The organism is Sphingomonas sp. LH128, from assembly GCF_000293195.2.
GTDB lineage: Bacteria > Pseudomonadota > Alphaproteobacteria > Sphingomonadales > Sphingomonadaceae > Novosphingobium > Novosphingobium resinovorum_A.
In genome coordinates this window covers 1-18,459 of the sequence record NZ_ALVC01000133.1, presented here as the reverse complement: position 1 = coordinate 18,459, position 18,459 = coordinate 1, and the positions used below count along the sequence as shown (strand labels likewise).

11 protein-coding genes are annotated in these 18,459 nt (G+C 65.7%); 5 read left to right on the top strand and 6 right to left on the bottom strand.

Annotated features, from left to right (window positions below):
* Positions 1–250: 250 nt before the first annotated feature.
* The 4 genes from LH128_RS11485 to LH128_RS11470 are packed head-to-tail and all read right to left on the bottom strand — an operon-like array spanning position 251 to position 6,649.
* The gene (locus tag LH128_RS11485) at positions 251–1,660 is read right to left on the bottom strand and encodes an efflux transporter outer membrane subunit (protein ID WP_008829794.1); all 1,410 of its coding nucleotides are present in this window, start codon (positions 1,658–1,660) and stop codon (positions 251–253) included.
* Complete coding sequence (locus tag LH128_RS11480; RefSeq protein ID WP_037519115.1) at positions 1,657–2,826, bottom strand: efflux RND transporter periplasmic adaptor subunit; 1,170 nt, start codon at positions 2,824–2,826, stop codon at positions 1,657–1,659. The genes LH128_RS11485 and LH128_RS11480 overlap by 4 nt, the downstream gene beginning before the upstream one ends.
* An 8-nt stretch (positions 2,827–2,834) precedes the next feature.
* Positions 2,835–6,023 carry an efflux RND transporter permease subunit gene (locus tag LH128_RS11475; protein ID WP_008829792.1) on the bottom strand — a complete coding sequence of 1,063 codons (3,189 nt, stop codon included), beginning with the start codon at positions 6,021–6,023 and terminating at the stop codon, positions 2,835–2,837.
* Positions 6,020–6,649, bottom strand: coding sequence for a hypothetical protein (locus LH128_RS11470; protein ID WP_037519113.1), 630 nt, complete (start codon positions 6,647–6,649; stop codon positions 6,020–6,022). The genes LH128_RS11475 and LH128_RS11470 overlap by 4 nt, the downstream gene beginning before the upstream one ends.
* Before the next feature lie 57 nt (positions 6,650–6,706).
* Here LH128_RS11470 and LH128_RS11465 point away from each other — a divergent pair, with 57 nt between their 5' ends.
* A complete protein-coding gene (locus tag LH128_RS11465; RefSeq protein ID WP_008829790.1) occupies positions 6,707–7,636 on the top strand; it encodes a LysR family transcriptional regulator in 930 nt (309 codons plus the stop codon).
* Here LH128_RS11465 and LH128_RS11460 read toward each other — a convergent pair.
* Entirely contained in the window at positions 7,589–8,944 is a 1,356-nt protein-coding gene (locus LH128_RS11460) for an ATP-binding protein (RefSeq protein WP_051211475.1), read from the bottom strand. The two genes, LH128_RS11465 and LH128_RS11460, sit on opposite strands and share 48 nt — an antisense overlap.
* A gap of 8 nt (positions 8,945–8,952) precedes the next feature.
* Positions 8,953–9,621 (bottom strand): response regulator transcription factor, encoded by a 669-nt coding sequence (locus LH128_RS11455; protein WP_008829788.1) that lies wholly within the window; start codon positions 9,619–9,621, stop codon positions 8,953–8,955.
* A 236-nt stretch (positions 9,622–9,857) separates the two neighbouring features.
* Here LH128_RS11455 and LH128_RS11450 point away from each other — a divergent pair, with 236 nt between their 5' ends.
* The 4 genes from LH128_RS11450 to LH128_RS11435 form a co-directional block, all read left to right on the top strand.
* On the top strand, positions 9,858–12,479 hold the full coding sequence (locus LH128_RS11450; protein WP_008829787.1) for a TonB-dependent receptor: 2,622 nt from the start codon (positions 9,858–9,860) through the stop codon (positions 12,477–12,479).
* 13 nt (positions 12,480–12,492) lie between these two features.
* Positions 12,493–13,500: a YncE family protein gene (locus LH128_RS11445; protein WP_008829786.1), complete on the top strand. Its 1,008-nt coding sequence runs from the start codon at positions 12,493–12,495 to the stop codon at positions 13,498–13,500.
* Positions 13,501–13,832: 332 nt separating this feature from the next.
* Positions 13,833–16,469 carry a TonB-dependent receptor gene (locus LH128_RS11440; protein ID WP_289357122.1) on the top strand — a complete coding sequence of 879 codons (2,637 nt, stop codon included), beginning with the start codon at positions 13,833–13,835 and terminating at the stop codon, positions 16,467–16,469.
* A 319-nt stretch (positions 16,470–16,788) separates the two neighbouring features.
* The coding region (locus LH128_RS11435) for an autotransporter-associated beta strand repeat-containing protein (protein ID WP_008829784.1) at positions 16,789–18,459 on the top strand (1,671 nt) is incomplete at its 3' end.

Here is an 18,459-nt window from a genome sequence, read left to right as displayed (position 1 = left end):
CGATCGCGATCAGTTCCTTTGCGCGGCAGGAGACAATGCGGGAGACGGCGTCGCCATCATCGAGCGGCAGGAAGCATCGGCCCAGATGCTGCTCGCCCGCGCCGACCTGCTGGTGGAACGGCGCGCGCATGCGGTGCCCGCGGTTGCGGGCTCCCGGGTGCGATGCCTCCGCTTCTGACGCTGCCGTGCCCGGCGCGATCACGGGCGGGATAAGATTCGTCCGCTCCGGTTCGGACAAGGCGGCGGCATGCTACCATCCACCGCCTAATGCGCGGACAAGGTCCACCGCGGCGACGAACTGGCGTGTCCGCACGTCGAGGGCGGCCTGCTGCGCCTGAAACAGGGAAGTCTGGGCGGTGACCACATCCAGATAATTCGTGGTTCCTGCACGATAGAGATCGCTCGCCGCATTCGACGTCTGCGTCGCGGCGGCAACGGTCGTGTCGTTGAACACGCGCTCCTTCGCAAGATCGGACAGCAGCACGCGATTGTCCTCTACCTCGCGAAAGGCGCGGAGCACCGTTCCGCGATACTGCGCGGACATTTCGCGAAAGCGCGCATGCGCCGCATCCAGGTCAGCCTTCAGGCGGCCGCCCTGGAAGATGGGCAGGTTGATGGACGGCCCCAGCGACCAGAGGATGTCGCTGGTCTTGAAGGGATCGCTGCCTGCGCTCTGGAACCCGCCCAGCGCGTTGAAGCTGATAGAGGGGTAGAACGCCGCGCGCGCGACGCCGATCCCGGCATTGGCCGAGGCCATCGCTCGTTCGGCCGAGGCGATGTCGGGGCGGCGTTGCAGCAGTTCCGAGGGCACCCCTTCCGGAACGGTGGGCAGTGCCGGCGGAAGATCGGCCGGGGTAACTGCGAAGTCGCTCGGCATGGCGCCGACAAGGACGGCGATCGCATCCACCAGCAGCGCGCGGCGGCTGTGCACCTCGGTCAGCGCGGCCTGCGCGGTGCCCAGCTGCGCTTCCGCCCGCGACACGTCCATCTGCGCCGCCAGCTTGCCGCGATAGAGAATGGCGGTCAGGTCGCGGCTCTTGCGATAGAGCGCTACCGTATCGTCGAGCAGCCGGGTCTGGGCATCGAGACCGCGCAGCTGGAAATAGCTGTCGGCAAGCTGGGCCTGCAGGCTCAGCTGCGCCGCCGCGCGATCCGCGTCGCTGGCCTGCGCCATCGCCTTGCGGCTGGTGAGCTGGTTGCGCAGCTTGCCCCACAAGTCCAGTTCGTAGCCCACCACGCCGTTGGCCTGGTCGGCGCTGTAGACGTCGGGCTGTCCCGAGCCGCGCAGGGGCTTGTCCGCCGACTGCCGGTTGCGGGTGGCGCTGCCCTGCAGGCTTGCCGAAGGAAGAAGCGCGCCGCGTGCCTGCCGGGCATAGGCGCTGGCCTGGTCGTAGCGGGCGACGGCGGCCTGCAGGTCGGGATTGTCGGCGGTCAGGCGGGCCTCGAAGGCATTGAGCGCAGGATCGCCGAATGCCTCCCACCATGCCCCGCGCGGCGCGGCATCGGCGGGCGCCGCCTCGCTCCATCCGGGCAGCGGGGTGAAATGGTCCGGCACCGGCATGGTGGGGGGGTGATATGCCGGTGCCAGGTTGCAGCCCGCCAGCGATGACGCGGCGAGGAGGGTAAGGCCGAAGCGCAGCCTGCGGGCAAGGCCGGTCATGCGCCGGCCTTCGTCTTGGCGGGAGCGGCGATCCGCACCGCGTCGCCGGTGCGCAGCGTTTCGGGCGGGGTGTCGACGATGCGGTCGGAGGGCGACAGCCCGGCGACGACATCGACGGCATCGCCGTAGTCGCGGCCCAGCTTGACGTCGCGGATCACCGCCTTGTTGCCGGGGCCGACGATGGCGACGGCGCTGCCGGCGTTGCGCACGATCAGCGCGGTCGCGGGAATGCGGATGGCGTTGCTTGCCGCCGCCGGTTCATCGAAGGTCACCTGGCAATAGGCGCCGGCGCCCACGTTGCCGGGATTGGCCGCCTGCAGCTGCACCAGCATGGTGCGCGCCGCCGGGTCCAGGGCGTGGGAAATCGCCGCCACGCTGGCTTTCAGCGTCTGTCCGGGTTGTTCGGGCAGCGTGAACGTCGCCTGCTGCCCGACCTTGAGCTTGGCCGCCAGCGTCTGCGGCACCTGCACGTAGATGCGCAGCTTGCGCAAGTCGGCGACCTCGAACAGTTCCTGCCCGTTCGATCCGGCGGTGATGAGCGCGCCGATATCGGTCTTGCGCGCGGTCACGATGCCGTCGAACGGCGCGGCGATGCGCTTGTAGGCGGACAGGGCCTCAATCCCGCGCACTTTGGCCTGAAGCGCGGAGACGACCGCGCGCTTGGCCTCGCGGTCGCCCGCCTTCTCGTCCACCACCTGCTGCGCAACGGCGCCGGTCTGGCTCAGGTCGGACCAGCGCGTGGCGGTCAGCGTGGCCAGGCGGTAGTTCGCCTGGGCCATCGCCAGATCGCCGCGCGCGGCGGCCAGCTGCTGGTCGAGGTCGGGCGCATCGACGACGGCCAGCGTCTGCCCGGCGTGGACCGGCGCGCCGATATCGACGCTCCACGATTTCAGGTAGCCGTCCACCCGCGCATAGAGCTGCGCCTTCTGGAAGGGCTGGATCGTCCCCGGCAGGCTGATCGCGCTGGCTTGTCCGACCTGCGGCTTCGCGAGGTTCACGGTGGGCACCGCGTTGCTGCCCGACCACTGCGCGTTGGCGCTTGCCGAACCGGCGCGGGTGATCAGGCCGGAGGCGGCGATCACGATCGCCAACGCAGCTCCTGTCGCTCCCGCGATCAGGAGGAAGCGGCGGCTGGGCGTCTTTGGGGTGATGGATGGAGTGGACATGATGGCTCTCAGATGGTGGCGGGTTCGGGAGCGATGCCCGAAGTATCGCGCTTGATGACCTTGCCTGCGCCGTGGACGATGGCGAAGAGCGTGGGAACGAGGACGAGCGTGGCGCACGTGGCGAACAGCAGCCCGCCGATCACCGCGCGGCCCAGCGGCATGTTCTGGCCCGGCTCGATCGCCATCGGGATCATGCCCAGGATCATCGCGCTGGCGGTCATCAGCACCGGGCGGAAGCGCGCGGCGCCCGCTTCCATGGCCGCCGTCAGCGGCGCGGAACCGCCATCCAGACGTTCACGGGCGAAGGCGATCAGCAGGATCGAGTTGGCGGTCGCGACGCCCATGCACAGGATGGCTCCGGTGAGCGCGGGCACCGACATCGTCGTGCCGGTCGCGAACAGCATCCACACGATGCCCGCCAGCGCCGTCGGCAGGCCCAGCACGATCACCAGCGGATCGAGCCAGGACTGGAAGTTGACGACGATCAGCAGGTAGATCAGCAGGATCGCGAAGGCGAGGCCGACGAACAGCTGCGTATAGGCGCTGGTCATCGTCGCGACCTGACCGCGCAGCGCCACGCTCGATCCCTTGGGCAGGGTCTTGGCGGCATCGGCGACGATCTTGTTCACGTCCGCCGCGACGGCACCCAGATCGCGCCCCTGTGGGGTGGCGTAGATGTCGATCACCGGGCGCACGTTGTAGTGCGAGATCAGCGCGTTGTTGGGTGCGCGGCTGATGTCGGCAAGGTTGCGCAGCAGTTCGGGCGTCTGCCCGGCGGAGGCAGTGCTGGGCGTCAGCGGGATGTTCTTCAGCCCGTCGAGCGAGGTGATGTCGCGCTGAGGCATCTGCACGGCGACCGGGTAGGACACGCTGGTCTTGGGATCGAGCCAGTAAGTCGGCGCGACCTGCCCGCTGCCCGAGAACGTCGTAAGCATCGCATTGGCCGTGTCGCGGGCGTTGATCCCCACCGCGCCTGCCATCGAGCGGTCGAGCGACACGCTGAGAGCGGGCTGCTGGAAGGCCTGCTGGATACGGGCGTCGGCGACGCCGGGTATCTTGCGGATGCGGGCGAGCAGCGCGGTGGCATAAGCGCGATTGGCGGCAAGGTCGCTGCCGACGATCTGGAGGTCGATCGGCGCAGGTGTGCCGAAGTTCAGGATCTGGCTGACCATGTCGGCGGGCAGGAAAGCGAAATCGACGCCGGGGAAGCGGCGCGGCAGTTCCTCGCGCAGGGTCTTCACGTAGTCCGCCGTCTCGCCGTGCTCCGGCGCCAGGCTGACCTGGATGCTGGCGTCCTCGGTGCCGATGGTGCCGGCGTTGTCGTAGGCCATGTTGATGCCGCTGACGCTGAGGCCGATGTTGCTGACGACGCCCGCGACCTCGCCATGTGGCAGGATATCGCGGATGGCGGTGCTGACCTGGTCGGCGGTGCGCGTGGTCGCCTCGATCCGGGTGCCGGTCTGGGCGCGCATGTGGATGCGAATCTGGCCGCCGTCGACTTGCGGGAAGAAGTCCTGTCCCAGCAGCGGGTACAGGCACAGCGACAGCAGCGACAGGCCAATGAAGCCGATCACCACCGGACGGCGGCGACCGAGCGCGAGTTCGAGCAGGCCCAGGTAATAGGCGCGCAGCGTCTCGAACCCGGCCTCGAACCGGCGCTGGGCGCGCTGAAGGGTCTGCGAGATCCGGCCGCCGGTCGGCGCCTCGCCGTGACGGATCGGCTTGAGCAGGCGGTCGGCCATCGCCGGGACCAGCGTGCGCGACAGCAGGTAGGAGGCGATCAGCGCGAACACCACCGCTTCCGCCAGCGGACGGAACAGGCTGCCGGACACGCCGTTCAGCCAAAACATCGGCACGAAGGCGATGCAGATGCACAGCAGCGAGACGGTGGCGGGCTGGACGATCTGTTCTGAGCCGTACAGCACCGCATCGCGCACGTCCTCGCCGCCTTCGAGATGGGCGTTGATGTTTTCGATCGTCACCGTGGCGTCGTCGACGAGGATGCCCACCGCCAGCGCCAGGCCGCCCAGGGTCATCACGTTGATCGTCTGCCCCAGCACCGCCAGCGTGCCCAGCGAGGCCAGGATCGACAGCGGGATCGAGACGAGGATGATCAGCGTCGAGCGCCAGTTGCCCAGGAAGATCAGGATCATCAGCCCGGTCAGCGCGGCGGCGATCACGCCTTCGCGCACCACGCCCGACACCGCGCTGGTGACGAACACCGACTGGTCGCCGGTGGCCAGCAGGTTCAGTCCGGCAGGCAGGGTATCGCGGATGGCGGGGAGCAGGCCGGTGACGCCGTTGATCACGTCGAGCGTGGAGGTCGCGCCGGACTTGATGATGCTGAGCAGCACCGCGTTGCCGCCGTCGACGTGGACCACGTTGGTCTGCGGCGGGTTGCCGTCATGCACGAAGGCGACGTCGCGCATGTAGACGGTGGCGCCGTTGACGGTCTTGATCGGCAGGTCGTTGAACTTGGCCATCGCATCGGGCGAGGCGTTCAGGTTGATGGTGTATTCCAGATTGCCGATCTTCTGCGTGCCCGCCGGAATGATCAGGTTCTGGCTGGCCAGCGCGGCGGTGACGTCGTTGGCCGAAAGGCCGTACTGCTGCAGCGCCTGCGGATTGAGGTCGGCCTGCACCTGGCGCACCTTGCCGCCGTAGGGCAGCGGCACCGACGCCCCCGCGACCGAGGCGAGCTGCGGGCGGATGAACGCGGAGGCCTGGTCGAACAGCGTCGTGTCCGGCAGCGTCTTGGACGACAGCGCCAGCTGCAGCACCGGCACGCTCGATGCGTCGAAGCTCAGGATGGTCGGGGAGGTGATGCCGGCGGGCATCTGCTTGAGCACCGTCTGCGAGGTCGCGGTGACCTGCGCCAGCGCGGCGTTGATGTCGACCGAGGGCTGGAAGTAGATCTTCACGATGCCGTAGCCGGGCAGCGACTGCGATTCGACATGCTCGATATTGTTGACGCTGCCGGTCAGCGCGCGCTCGTAGAACGTGACGATGCGCCCGGACATCTGGTCGGGCGAGAGGCCGTTGTAGCTGAAGACCGCGCTGACCACCGGCACGTTGACCGAGGGAAAGATGTCGACCGGGGTGCGCACCACCGCCGAAAGACCGTAGATCAGGATGAGGATCGCGAGAACAACGACCGTATAGGGCCGGTGCAGCGCGAGCTTGATGATGTTTTTCATGCAGCGTCCGTGGAGTCGTCCTGCCGGGTGGGGTGCCGGGCTGCGGAAGGATAGCGGCTCGCGTGGGCCACGAGCTCGACCAGGAAAGTGTTCAGCGCGCCGTTCGTGGGGTCAGGCCCGTCCCACAGCGCGAAAGTGCGGATGTCGAAGGAGAGGTCGCGCAGCACGCGGATCATCTCGTGAAAGGCGCGCCCCTCGGGATCGTCCTCGTCGCGGTGCTGGACGAAGCGCAGCGAGGCGGGCGCCGCGCGCATCACCCGCGGCAGGGCGGGACGGGGAAGATCGACGACGATCGCGCCCGCACCCGGCGCCCGGCCCTGCAGCACCAGATCGAGCGCGACGTGCCCGGCGCTTCCCGCGCCGACCAGCACGACTTGTCCGAAGGTCAGCCCCATTTCGTCGATCCGCGCCCGGATCAGCGCGATCAGCGCGGCGTCGGCGCTAGATTTCCGTTCCGTCAGGATCGCCGCGAAAGCGGCGCGGGGCACCGCTTCGTGCCAACCCGGCACGAATGCGGCCATGTCGGATCGGTCGGCGCCCTGCAGGATGACGACCAGCGCTTCCGGCCCCACGCGGGGCAGGTGAAGCATATGCCATACCGGCTCGGGGCTATCCGGGATATCCATGGGCGGCTGGATGCCCGCACTTGCAGCATTACTCCAACTCATTCTATAAATTCGTACATGCACAATGTGAATGAAGAGCGGACCGGCGCCCGGCTCGACCTGAACCTGCTGATGGTCTTCGAGGCGATATTGCGCGAACGCAGCGTCACCCGCGCCGCCGCCCGCCTAGGCCTGAGCCAGCCGGCGATCAGCCACGCGCTCAACCGCCTGCGCCATCTGCTCGGCGATCAGGTCTTCGTCCGCACGCCGCAGGGGATGCTGCCGACGCCGCGCGGGGAGCGTTTGGCGGAACCCGTTCGCCATGCCCTGCTCGAACTGCGCACCGCCCTGGAAACCGAGCACTTCGCGCCCGAGGAGACGCATCACCGCTTCGTCGTCGCGGTCAACAACCATGCCGCGATCGCGCTGGTCGGGCCGATCCTGCAGAAGGTGGCGGCGATGGCGCCGCACATCCGCCTGCGCTTCGTGCCGAGCGGCACTCTGGACGTCGCCGACCTGCTCGACCGCGCGGAACTGGATCTTGCACTGGTCGCGCGGCCTCCGGCCCAAGCCCGTTTCCACGCACGCGAACTCATCGACGATCAGTTCGTGGGACTGGTGCGCCGGGGCCATCCGGTCCTCGGATCGCGGATGGACGCCGCCGCCTTCGCGGCGCTACCCCACCTTGCAATCTCGTCGAGCGGCGACGATCTGAGCGCCATGGATGCAGGTCTCGCGGAAATGGACCTCGAACGCGCCGTCCGCGTGGAGGCGCCTTACCTGTCGATCGGCGCCATCCTCATGCAGTCGGACATGATCGCCGTCACGGCGCGGCATATCGGCGAGGAATTCCGCCGCGCCTATGCGGTGCAACTGGTCGAACTGCCGATCCAGCCGGAGCCCTTGCGCAGCCACATGGTCTGGCATCGGCGGTTCGACGACCACCCTGCGCATCGCTGGCTACGCGAGACGGTTCTGTTCGGGGTCCGCGAACTGGGGCCGCGTTGACGGCCTATCCTGCGGAAACCGGACGCGCACGCATAGACCGCCCAGCGAGGCCGCATCTTCCAGCGTGATCGCCGCCGCATGCCGATCGGCAATGCGCTTGGCGATCGCCAGGCCGAGGCCGCTTCCCGCCACGGTATGTCCGGCACCCCGGAAGAATCGGTCGAACGCGCGTGTACGCTCGGCCTGCGGAATGCCTGGCCCGCTGTCCTCGACCGTCAGGTCGAATGTGCCATTGCCCCGCCACAGTGCCACATCGACCTGCCCTCCGACCGGCGTATAGCGGATCGCGTTGTCGATCAGATTGAGTACGAGCAGCATAAGCTCGTCCCCGTCGCCCGGCACGACAGCCTCGTCATCGTGCACGAGGCCAATGTCGATCCGCTTGGCCTGGGCCAGCGGATCGAGCCGGACGAGCGCTTCGCGCACGATCGTGTTGATCGTGATCGGCCCGCGGCTGGCCACCGAACCCTCCGCATCGAGGCGCGAGGTCGCAAGCAACTGTTCGACCAGCCGCCCGGTCCGCTTCACGCTGGCCTTGAGCGCTTCCAGCCCGTTCCGGCGCTCCGCATCGGATCCTGCCTGCTCTACCATCTGGACCTGCAGTTGCAGTCCGGCCAGCGGCGTGCGCAGTTCGTGCGAGGCGTCGGCCAGGAACCGCTGCTGCGCCCCGGCCGCCCTCCCCAACCGGTTCAACAGGGTGTTGATCGCCTGCACCAGCGGCTGGATTTCCGCTGGCTCGCCAGTGGGGTCGAGCGGATTGAGCCGGTCGATGTGCCGGGCATCCAGTTCGCGCGAGATCCTGTGCAAGGTCCGCAGCCCCGCCGTGACCGCCAGCGGCGTGAAAAGCGCAATGACCACGATCAGCAGGATCAGCGGTGCGACCAGATGCAAGGCACGCTCCCGCGCCAGTGCGCTGCGCTCTTCCAGCGATTGTCCCACCTGGATCGTGTAAGGCCCCGCATGCCGGAGGTACACCTTCCACCGCTCCCCGCCGATCGAGCGGATACCGAAGCCGGGTTGTGTGAAGCGGGGCAGGCCGCGATCAATCGTCGAGCGGTAGATTTCCCGGTCGCCGGTCCATACCTGCAGCAGGAAATCGTCCCTGCCGTGGAACAGCTTGACGTTGATCGCCCTGAAATCCGCGGTCTTGAGCCTTGGCGGAATGCCTGTGGCGATCTGGCGCAGGCGAAGGTCCTGGTAATGTTCGATGGCTGCCCGCTCGACCGCGTAAGTGCCGCCGATGAAGACGACGCTCAGCCCCAGCAGGGGCACAAGCAGCCACAGCAGAAGTCTTTGCTTGATCGACACCAAAGCGGTCAGTCGGCCGGCTCGTCGGCCAGAAAATAGCCGACGCCGCGAATATTGCGGATGGCGTCCGGCGACAGCTTGCGGCGCAGGGCATGTACATGGAATTCCACGGCATTGCTCTCGATCTCGACGTCCCAGCCGTATACGCGGTCGATCAGCTGGTCACGCGAAAGCACTTTGCCGGGCTCCTCCAGAAGCACCGCCAGGAACGCGAGTTCGCGCCCCCGCAGGTTCACCGGTTTGCCGCGATAGGTCACCACCTGCCGCGCGGGGTCGAACACGACCTGCCCGTAGCGGCGCAGCACGCTCGCCCGGCCTTCGCGGCGCCGCCGGACGGCGCGAAGGCGTGCGGCAAGCTCGTCGAGGTCGAAGGGCTTGGGAAGATAGTCGTCAGCCCCGCAGTCCAGACCGGCGATGCGGTCCTGAACGGCATCGCGCGCCGAGAGGATGATGACCGGCGTGTCGTTGCCCCGCCCGCGCATCCAGGACAGCACTTCGAGCCCGGACTTGCCCGGCAGGCCGAGGTCGAGCAGTACCGCCCAGTAATCGTTGGTGCCCAGCGCATGCTCGGCCGCGTCGCCGTCCTCGACCCAATCGACCATGAAGCCATAAGACCGGAAACCGCTGCGGACAGCTTCGCCGATGGTCTGATCATCTTCGACAAGACAGAGACGCATGGCAGACAATCACCAGTCGCACAGAGGCAAATTGCGATGCTGATTAATCCGCCGGCCATTACATAAATATGACGTTTTTGGCAGAATTCTGTACATTGCAGCAATATTGCTTGCACCTCCCGATCGCTAATTTTCGCATAATCCGGCGCGCCTAACCGGCGCCCCCGAACCACCGGACGACGGCTTCGCGATGTGATTCGCCCCGCCCCGTCCGACGCAACTCGGGGGTCAGTTCAATGTCCGGAAACACATCTTGCGCAGGCCGAACGGCACGCGCCGTCATCGTATCCACCCTTCTTTGCGGCACCGCCGTACCGGCACTCGCCGATGACCTCGATACGGGCGAGCACGCCGACATCGTCGTCACTGCGGACGGCAGCGCCGAGAGCCGTGCGCGGCAGAGGGACGCACCCAACATCGTTCAGTCGATCTCGCAGGAAGAGGCGTTTCGCCTGCCCGACCTGAATGCGGGCGAGGCGATCGCCCGCCTGCCGGGCGTCACCATCGGTGCGGACAAGGGTGTCGGCCACTTCGTCAACATCCGCGGGCTCGACGCCGACCTCACCAGCACGACCTTCGGCGGCACGCACCTGCCGCCCCCGGACCCCGTGACCCCGCAAGGTGGCGGCCGCGCCTTCTCGTTCGACGTGATGCCGACCGGCGTGTTCGGCTCGCTCACGCTGACCAAGACCAACCGTCCCGACATGGACGCCGAGGCGCTTGGCGGCACCATCGAAATCTCGCCCAAGGCAATTCCGACCGGCCGCGACCATTTCCTCACCGCCCGCCTGGGTTCGGGCGAGCAGTTGTCGCGCCACACCGGCGTCGTCGACCTGTCCGCTAGCGGCGGCATCCGTTTCGGCGACAAGGACGGCGGCGGGCCGTTCTCGATCGTCGGCTCGCTGGCCTACTACCGTGACGCGCTGGGCATGGACGACCGGCGCACCAGCTACGTCAACAAGGCCTCCGCCCCGGACCTGGCCTGGTCGAGCATGTCGCAGTCCTACAACACGTTCCGCCATGTGACGAAGGGCGGCAGCATCGAGTTCGCCTACGAACCCGATGCCGATACCCGTTTCTATGCCCGCTACCTGAACACCGGCTACCAGGAAGACAACTGGCGCCAGCAGCTTGCGATCAAGACCTCTGGCACGGCGACGGCCAACGCCGACGGCACTTACACCTCGCCGGTCAAGCAACTCGACAAGAGCCTGCGCGACACCCTGCTGAAGGTGAACCTGCAGCTTGCCGAAATCGGTGGCCGCAACAAGCTGGGCGATCTGGCACTCGACTACCATGTGTCCTTCGCGCAGGGGCGCGAGTACCGTCCTTACGACACGATTTCAACTTTCACCTCGAAGCCGGGTTCGGCAAACATCACCTATGGTGATGCAGGCGGGTACTATCCGTCGTACACCGTCACCGGGACCGATCCTTTCGGGACCGGTGGCTACAAGCTCTCCAGCCTGACCAACAACGACAACCTCTATCGTACCCGCGAGTGGTCCGGCGCGGTCAACGCCGCCTTGCCGACCGCGCTGACCGGCGGCGCCAATGAGAGCATCAAGTTCGGTGTCGCCGTGCGACTGCGCACCAACACCCACGTCATCAACCCCTACACGGCCACCGCCTTCCCCTCGACCGGGCTCGCGGTGGTTGCGCCGGGTGCCAATGCGATCGTCGACCAGAGCCATTATTCGAACGGCCCGGACATCGATATCGACGCCATGCGCGGCCTGTGGTCCGGCGGAACCGGCACGGGCTTCGGCAACAATGTTCAGGCCGATGCCTATGCGGGCGGCCTTTCCCGGCAGGACAACCGCGAGAACGTGTTCGCGGGTTACGTGCAGGGCGAGGCCGACTTCGGTGCACTGCATCTGCTCGCCGGTCTGCGCGCCGAGTTCACCGACGCCCGCTACCAGGGCAACACCGGCGTCCCGATCACATCCTCTGCAGCAGCAGGCGGCACGATCACCAACGGCAAGGGTTCGATCCTGGTGCCGACCTCGTCCACGTCGCGCTACACGAACCTCTTTCCTTCGCTTCAGGCCCGTTACGAGTTCTCGCCGAGCCTGATTGCCCGCGCGGTCTACTCCTCGACGATCGCGCGTCCGGGCTTCAACCAGGTCAATCCGTCGGCAACCATCGACGCCGCCAACAACATGGTCACTACCGGTAATCCGAACCTGAAGCCGATCACCGCCAACAGCTTCGATCTTTCTGTTGAGCACTACCTGCCGTTCGGCGGCATCGTCTCGGCGGGCGTATTCGACAAGGAACTGTCGAACTACATCTTTAACCGCATCCAGTCCGGAGGCATCACCGACCCGGTCACCCTTGCCGTGCTTGGCAATCAGGCGACGCCTACCCAGGTCGTCACGTATGCCAATATCTCCCACGCCTGGGTGCGCGGCATCGAGCTGAACTACGACCAGCACCTCTCGTTCCTGCCCGGCCCGCTGTCGAACCTCGGCGTTTCGGGCAACTACACCCTCATCGACTCTTCGGCCGATATTCGTCCCGGCGAGAAGGGACCGCTGCCCGCCAGCTCGAAGCATATCTACAATGCCGCGGTCTACTGGGACGACGGCAAGCTCAACGTGCGCACGGCGATCTCCTATGCGGGGCGAAGCCTCTGGTCGGTCGGCACAACCCGCGCACTCGACCAGTATGCCGAGGCCCGGTTCATGCTCGACATCGGCGCCAGCTACGCCGTGACCGACAATGTCTCGATCTACGCATCGGGCCGCAATCTGCTCAACACCCCCAAGATCCGTTCGGAAGGCACGCGGGACCACACCGTCCAGCACCAGCTTTCCGGATCAGCGGTGTTCGGCGGCGTAAACGTTCAGTTCTGAAGGAGAATACGATATGCGCATGATCCCCTCCCTCCTGCTCGCGGCGGCCACGGCCTGCATCAGCGGTGCAGCCATCGCCGCCCCGGCCGAAAAGCCGGTCTACGAGCAGCTTGCCGTCACCCTGGTCCCCAACATGCCCGAAGGCGACTGGGACCAGCTGGTGACGGACGTGGCACACAACCGCATCTATGTTTCCGGCGAGGACGGCGCGCTCATGGCCGCGTTCAATCTGGAGACCGGGGCGCTCATCGCTTCGGGCGGTGACGTCGTTTCGCCGCACAAGGTCGCCTTCGACCCCAAGACCGGCCATCTCCTGGTGGCCGAAGGCAAGGATGGCACGGTCAAGGTACTGACCACCGACTTCAAGACCGTCGCCTCGATCCCGGTCGGCGCGAAGTCCGACACCGGCGCCATCGATCTCGTCGGCCGCGTCTTCTACGTCAGCGGCCGCGACGGCGATACCGGCTCGCAGATCAGCGCGATCTCGCTCGACACGCTCAAGGTCGTGCGCCGCTTCCCGGTTCCGGCGATGACGCTCAAGGGCCTCGTCCTCGACCGGGCTGGCGGACGTCTTTTCGTCAGCATGCGTGACAAGAACGCGGTCGGCGTCATCGACATCAGAACCGGCACGCTGCGGACCTGGACTTCGCCCAACCTCAACAAGAACGTGCCGCTGGCCTACGACAAGCGCAGCCAGCGCCTGTTTGCCGGTTCGCGCGAACCCGGCCGCCTCGTCGTGCTGGATGCGCGCAGCGGCAAGGAACTCCAGTCGCTGCCGGGCACCGAGACGGCCGACAGCATGTCCTTCGACGAGAAGGGCCGCATCCTGTACGTGTCGGGCGATACCGGCATGAGCCGTTACCGCATCGCCGCCAACGGCAACGCCACCCTGCTGGAAACCGACGCCTCGCTGGTCGGCAAGTCCTCGCTCTACGTGGGCGAGAACCATCGCCTCTACGTGATGCGCCCACGCAAGGGGGAAACCGTCGCCGCGCTGCAGGTCTACGCCATCCACGACTGACAGCCCGTATTCGACAGCCGGTGAAGTATCACACCCCGCCATTCGCAAGAGCGGCGGGGTTAAGGCACATACACCTGAATAAAAATTAGAACAACTCCCCTCATATCGAGAGAGATATTTGATAACAGAGTAATTTACATTTATAGAAAATGTAGTTTATTTCATTTTTATGAAAATATTGAAAATTTATTCAATCATTTTCCTTAAATTATAGTTCAAGATAATTCAGCGATAATTTTCCCTCTCTAATGGCGCTCTTCGACAAGCAAGGGGTTGCAGCAGCGGCAGATCCACCGCCGCTGGACAATCACGACATCTCGGAGGCTGTCATCGTGTCGAATAGAAGTTCTGCCCTGCCTCGCGCCCAGCGCGCGGTACTCGTCGCCATGCTCCTGTGTTCGGCGGCCTCGCCCGCGTTCGCAGCGGCCGATGAAGACGAAGCAAACGAGCCGAAGGGCGACATCGTCGTCACCGGCCATGCCGCCACCGACAGCCGTGCCAAGCAGGAAGCCGCGCCCAACATCATCCAGACCGTCTCGGTCGAAGAAGCGCGCCGCCTGCCCGACCTCAACGCCGGCGAGGTCATCTCGCGCCTGCCCGGCGTGACGATCGCGGCGGACAGCGGCGTCGGCCACTGGATCAACATCCGCGGTCTCGATGCCGACCTTACCAGCACCACGCTTGCCGGCACGCACCTGCCGCCGCCAAGCCCCGTCACGCCCCAGGGCGGCGGCCGCGCTTTCGCGTTCGACGCTTTCCCGACCGGCCTCATCGGCTCGGTGACGGTCACCAAGACCAACCGCCCCGACATGGATGCCGAAGCATTGGGCGGCACCATCGAAATCACCCCGAAGAAGCTGGCGCCGAACCAAGGCTACTTCGTGGAAGGCCGCCTGGGTTCGGGCGAGCAGTTTTCCCGCAGCACCGCGATCGCCGACATGGCGGTCAGCGCAGGCATCCGCTTCGGCGGCCATGGTATCGGCGACGGTCCGTTCACCCTGGTCGGCTCACTCGCCTATTATCAGGACGCGCTCGGCACCGACGACCGCCGCGTCTCCTTCGCCAATAAGAGCGGCACCCCGGATCTGGCCTGGTCAGGCGTGACCCAGGCGTACTACCAGTTCCACCGCAAGACCAAGGGCGCCACGATCGAACTCGGCTACGAGCCTGACGTGAACACCCGGCTCTACATCCGCTACGTCAACAGCGGCTACCAGGAAGACATCGCCCGCAACCAGCTTGCGTTCAAGCTGGGCAGCCCGACGGTGACCAACGCAAACGGCTCGCTGACGACGCCCGCGACCCAGTACGACAAGTCGGTCCGCGACATGCTGCAGCGCGTCAGCCTGCACCTCACCGAAGTCGGCGGCCATCACCAGTTTGGCAATCTGGACCTCGCGGCGCGCGCATCCTACGCGCAAGGTCAGGACTACCGCCCCTACGACACGCTTTCCACCTTCAGCAACAAGGCCGCCTCGGGCTCGAGCGTCACCTATGCGGATGCGGGCGGGGAGTTCCCGACCACGACTTTCACCGGCACCGATCCCTTCGGCACCGCGGGCTACAAGCTGTCCAGCGTGACCAACAACAGCCAGATCTATCGTACCCGCGAGTGGTCGGGCGGGATCGACGGCACGCTCGCGACTTCGCTGCTGGGCGGCGAGAACGAGAACATCAAGTTCGGCGTCAACGTCCGTCTGCGCACCAACACGCACGTGTTCAATTCCTACACCTCGACGAGCGTGCCGGTGCTGGACATGGCAAGCGCCGCCCCGGGGCGGAACATCCTGTTCGACCAGAGCCACTATGCAAACGGCCCGAATATCGACATCGACTACATGCGCAGCGTCTGGGCGAACGGCACCGGTCCCGGCTTCAGCAACAACGCTCAGGCCGACGCCTACGCCAGCGGGCAGGCACAGCAGGACAACCGCGAGAACGTCTTCGCCGGCTACGTCCAGGGCGAGACCGACTTCGGTGCGCTGCACCTGCTGGCGGGTCTGCGCGTCGAACACACCGACGCGCGCTACCAGGGCGTTACCAGCGTCCCGATCACGTCCTCGGCGGCCGCAGGCGGTACGATCACCAATGGCAAGGGCTCGATCCTGGTGCCGGTCTCGTCCTCGTCGAGCTACACCAACTTCTTCCCGTCGATCCAGGCACGCTACGAACTGTCGCCCAGCCTGATCGCGCGCGCTTCCTACTCCTCGACGATCGCGCGTCCGGGCTTCAACCAGATCAATCCGTCGGCAACCATCGACGCCGCCAACAACGTCGTCACCACCGGCAATACGAACCTCAAGCCGATCACCGCCAACAGTTTCGACCTCTCGATCGAGCACTACCTGCCGTTCGGCGGCATCATCTCGGCCGGCGCGTTCGACAAGGAGCTGTCGAATTACATTTTCAGCCGGACCCAATTCGGCGGCATCACCGACCCGGTCACCCTCGCTGTGCTCGGCAATCAGGCGACGCCCACACAGGTCATCACCTATGCCAACATATCCCACGCCTGGGTGCGCGGCATCGAGCTGAACTACGACCAGCACCTCTCGTTCCTGCCCGGCCCGCTGTCGAACCTCGGCGTCTCGGCGAACTATGCCTTGATCAAATCGTCGGCGGACATCCGACCCGGCGAGAAGGGCAGCCTTCCGGGTACGTCGAAGCACGTGTACAACGCCGCGGTCTACTGGGACGACGGCAAGCTCAACTTGCGCGCTGCCTTGTCCTATAACGGCCGCAGCCTGCTTTCCGTCGGCGCGACCCGGGCCAAGGACCAGTATCTGGAGGACCGCCTCTCGCTGGATATCGGCGCCAGTTATGCCATCACGGACAATGTGTCGATCTACGCATCGGGCCGCAATCTGCTCAACACCGCGAAGATAAAGAGCGAAGGCGATGCGACCCGCATCACGCAACTGCAGCTTTCCGGCTCGGCAGTAATGGGCGGGGTCAACTTCAAGTTCTGACGCCAGCGGGCCGTTCCGACCGTCGCCGCCAAGGAACGACCGCAACGCGTACGCGGCGACGGAGTCATCCGTCGCCGCGTTTACCGTCTTGCAAGATCGGAAACGCAAAGCCGCCACAAACGCATAGCCATTGCGGCTTCTGAAGCCGTCGCAGTGAAATATAAAACTCGATGTTAACTTAACTCTCCATAACGGATCAAACTGTTATTGCTCGAAATTTCTGTGAGCATCTAAAGCCGCTTGTGCGTGCGACGGACTTTCCCATCTCCCCTAGCCGCAAGTTCGATCAAGCTAATCACAGAAAAAAGGGGCACATCGGATGGCAATCCGGAAACGGCACTTCGCCAAGATCGGACGCGAGCGTCTTCTTCAGAGCGCGGCATCGCTGACGTTTCTCGTCGGTACACGGTCTGCAATGGTCACGATTGCCTCGGCGGGCCTTGTCGCGGGCGCGGGCATGGCCAGCGCGCATACCGATGCCTTGGGCTATCTCGTGTCCGACGGCTCGGCCGCGGGATTGTTCGATGTCCAGATCATCTACGGTAGCTGGCACGGCGGCTCCGTTTCGGCGGAGGGCGCCGTACAGCTCAATCGCGCGGACAGTTCCGCAGTCGGCACGCAGGCATTCTCGATCCTGCTGAGCAACGTCCCCAACGGCACGTTGCCCGCAGGCCTGACGGCAGGGCAGAACTTCTTCTACATCAGCCCGGACGGGAATTCGCTGGTAGCATCCGACAGCGCGAACAACGGCGTCTACAATTTCCAGGCCGCGACCTTCTCTGACATCACCGCGGGGACCTACACGTTCGCTTACGCCAGCACGAGCGGCCTTTCCCAGGTGTGGACGCCGGCCGGGAACGCGATCTCGTCCGGGACTTTTACGGTGACCTCGGACGGCGGCGTGACGGTGCCGGGACAAGCCAACGACATCGACACCGCAAGTCCGAACTACGGTTCGAGCAACCTTGGAACCTCGGTAAACCCGACCTTCGCAGGCGGCACCTTGCTGATCGACCAGAACGGGCAGACCTATCCCAACAGCTTCGCGCTGGACGATACGAACACCAACACCATCGATATGAACGGCAACACGACCGTGCTGTCCGGTGGATTTTCGGATGGCACGGCCGGCACGCCGGGCGTCATCACTTACATCGATTCGGGATCCGGCGGCCAGGTGACGCTCACCGGTGCAAGCGGGTACACCGGCACCACGACGCTCGAATCCGGCACTTTGGCTCTGGCGGGCAACGGCACGCTCGGCGCGGATACGGCATCGACGATCGTGAATGGCGGAACCCTGGACCTCGGCGATACGCAGCAGATCCAGGCGTCGCTCACACAGGGCGGCGGAACGATCCGCAACGGTACGCTATCGGTCGATACCTACACGCTTGCGGGCGGAATCCTCGCCAGCGATGCCTCCGTGGATGCAGGCACGGCGATCGATGCACAGGCGGGGGCGATCGATGGCGCACTGAGCGGCTCGGGCACGTTGACCAAATCCGGCAACGGCACTGTCACGCTCGGTGGAGCGAACAGTTACACCGGCGGCACCGTCGTCAACGGCGGTACACTGGCGCTGGCAGGTGCCGGGACTTTGGGCTCCGGCGACGGTACGACAACGATCAATGGCGGCACCCTGGACCTGGGCGCGGGCAGTCAGAGCCAGGCCACGCTCACGCAGGGCGGCGGAACCGTCCAGAACGGTACGCTCTCGGTCGGCACCTATACGCTGACAGGCGGAACCCTCGCAGGCAATGCGGCCATCGATGCCGACGATATGCTCGACCTCCGGTCCGGGAGCGTCGATGGCGCGCTGTCCGGCACGGCTGGGTTGATAAAGACCGGCTCCGGCGGCGTGATCCTCAAGGGTGCCAACAGCTATACCGGCGATACCGTCATCGATGACGGATCGTTGGTGTTGGCCGGCGCGGGCACCCTCGGTTCGGCCAGCGGTTCGACGGTCATCCACGGCGGCACGCTCGAC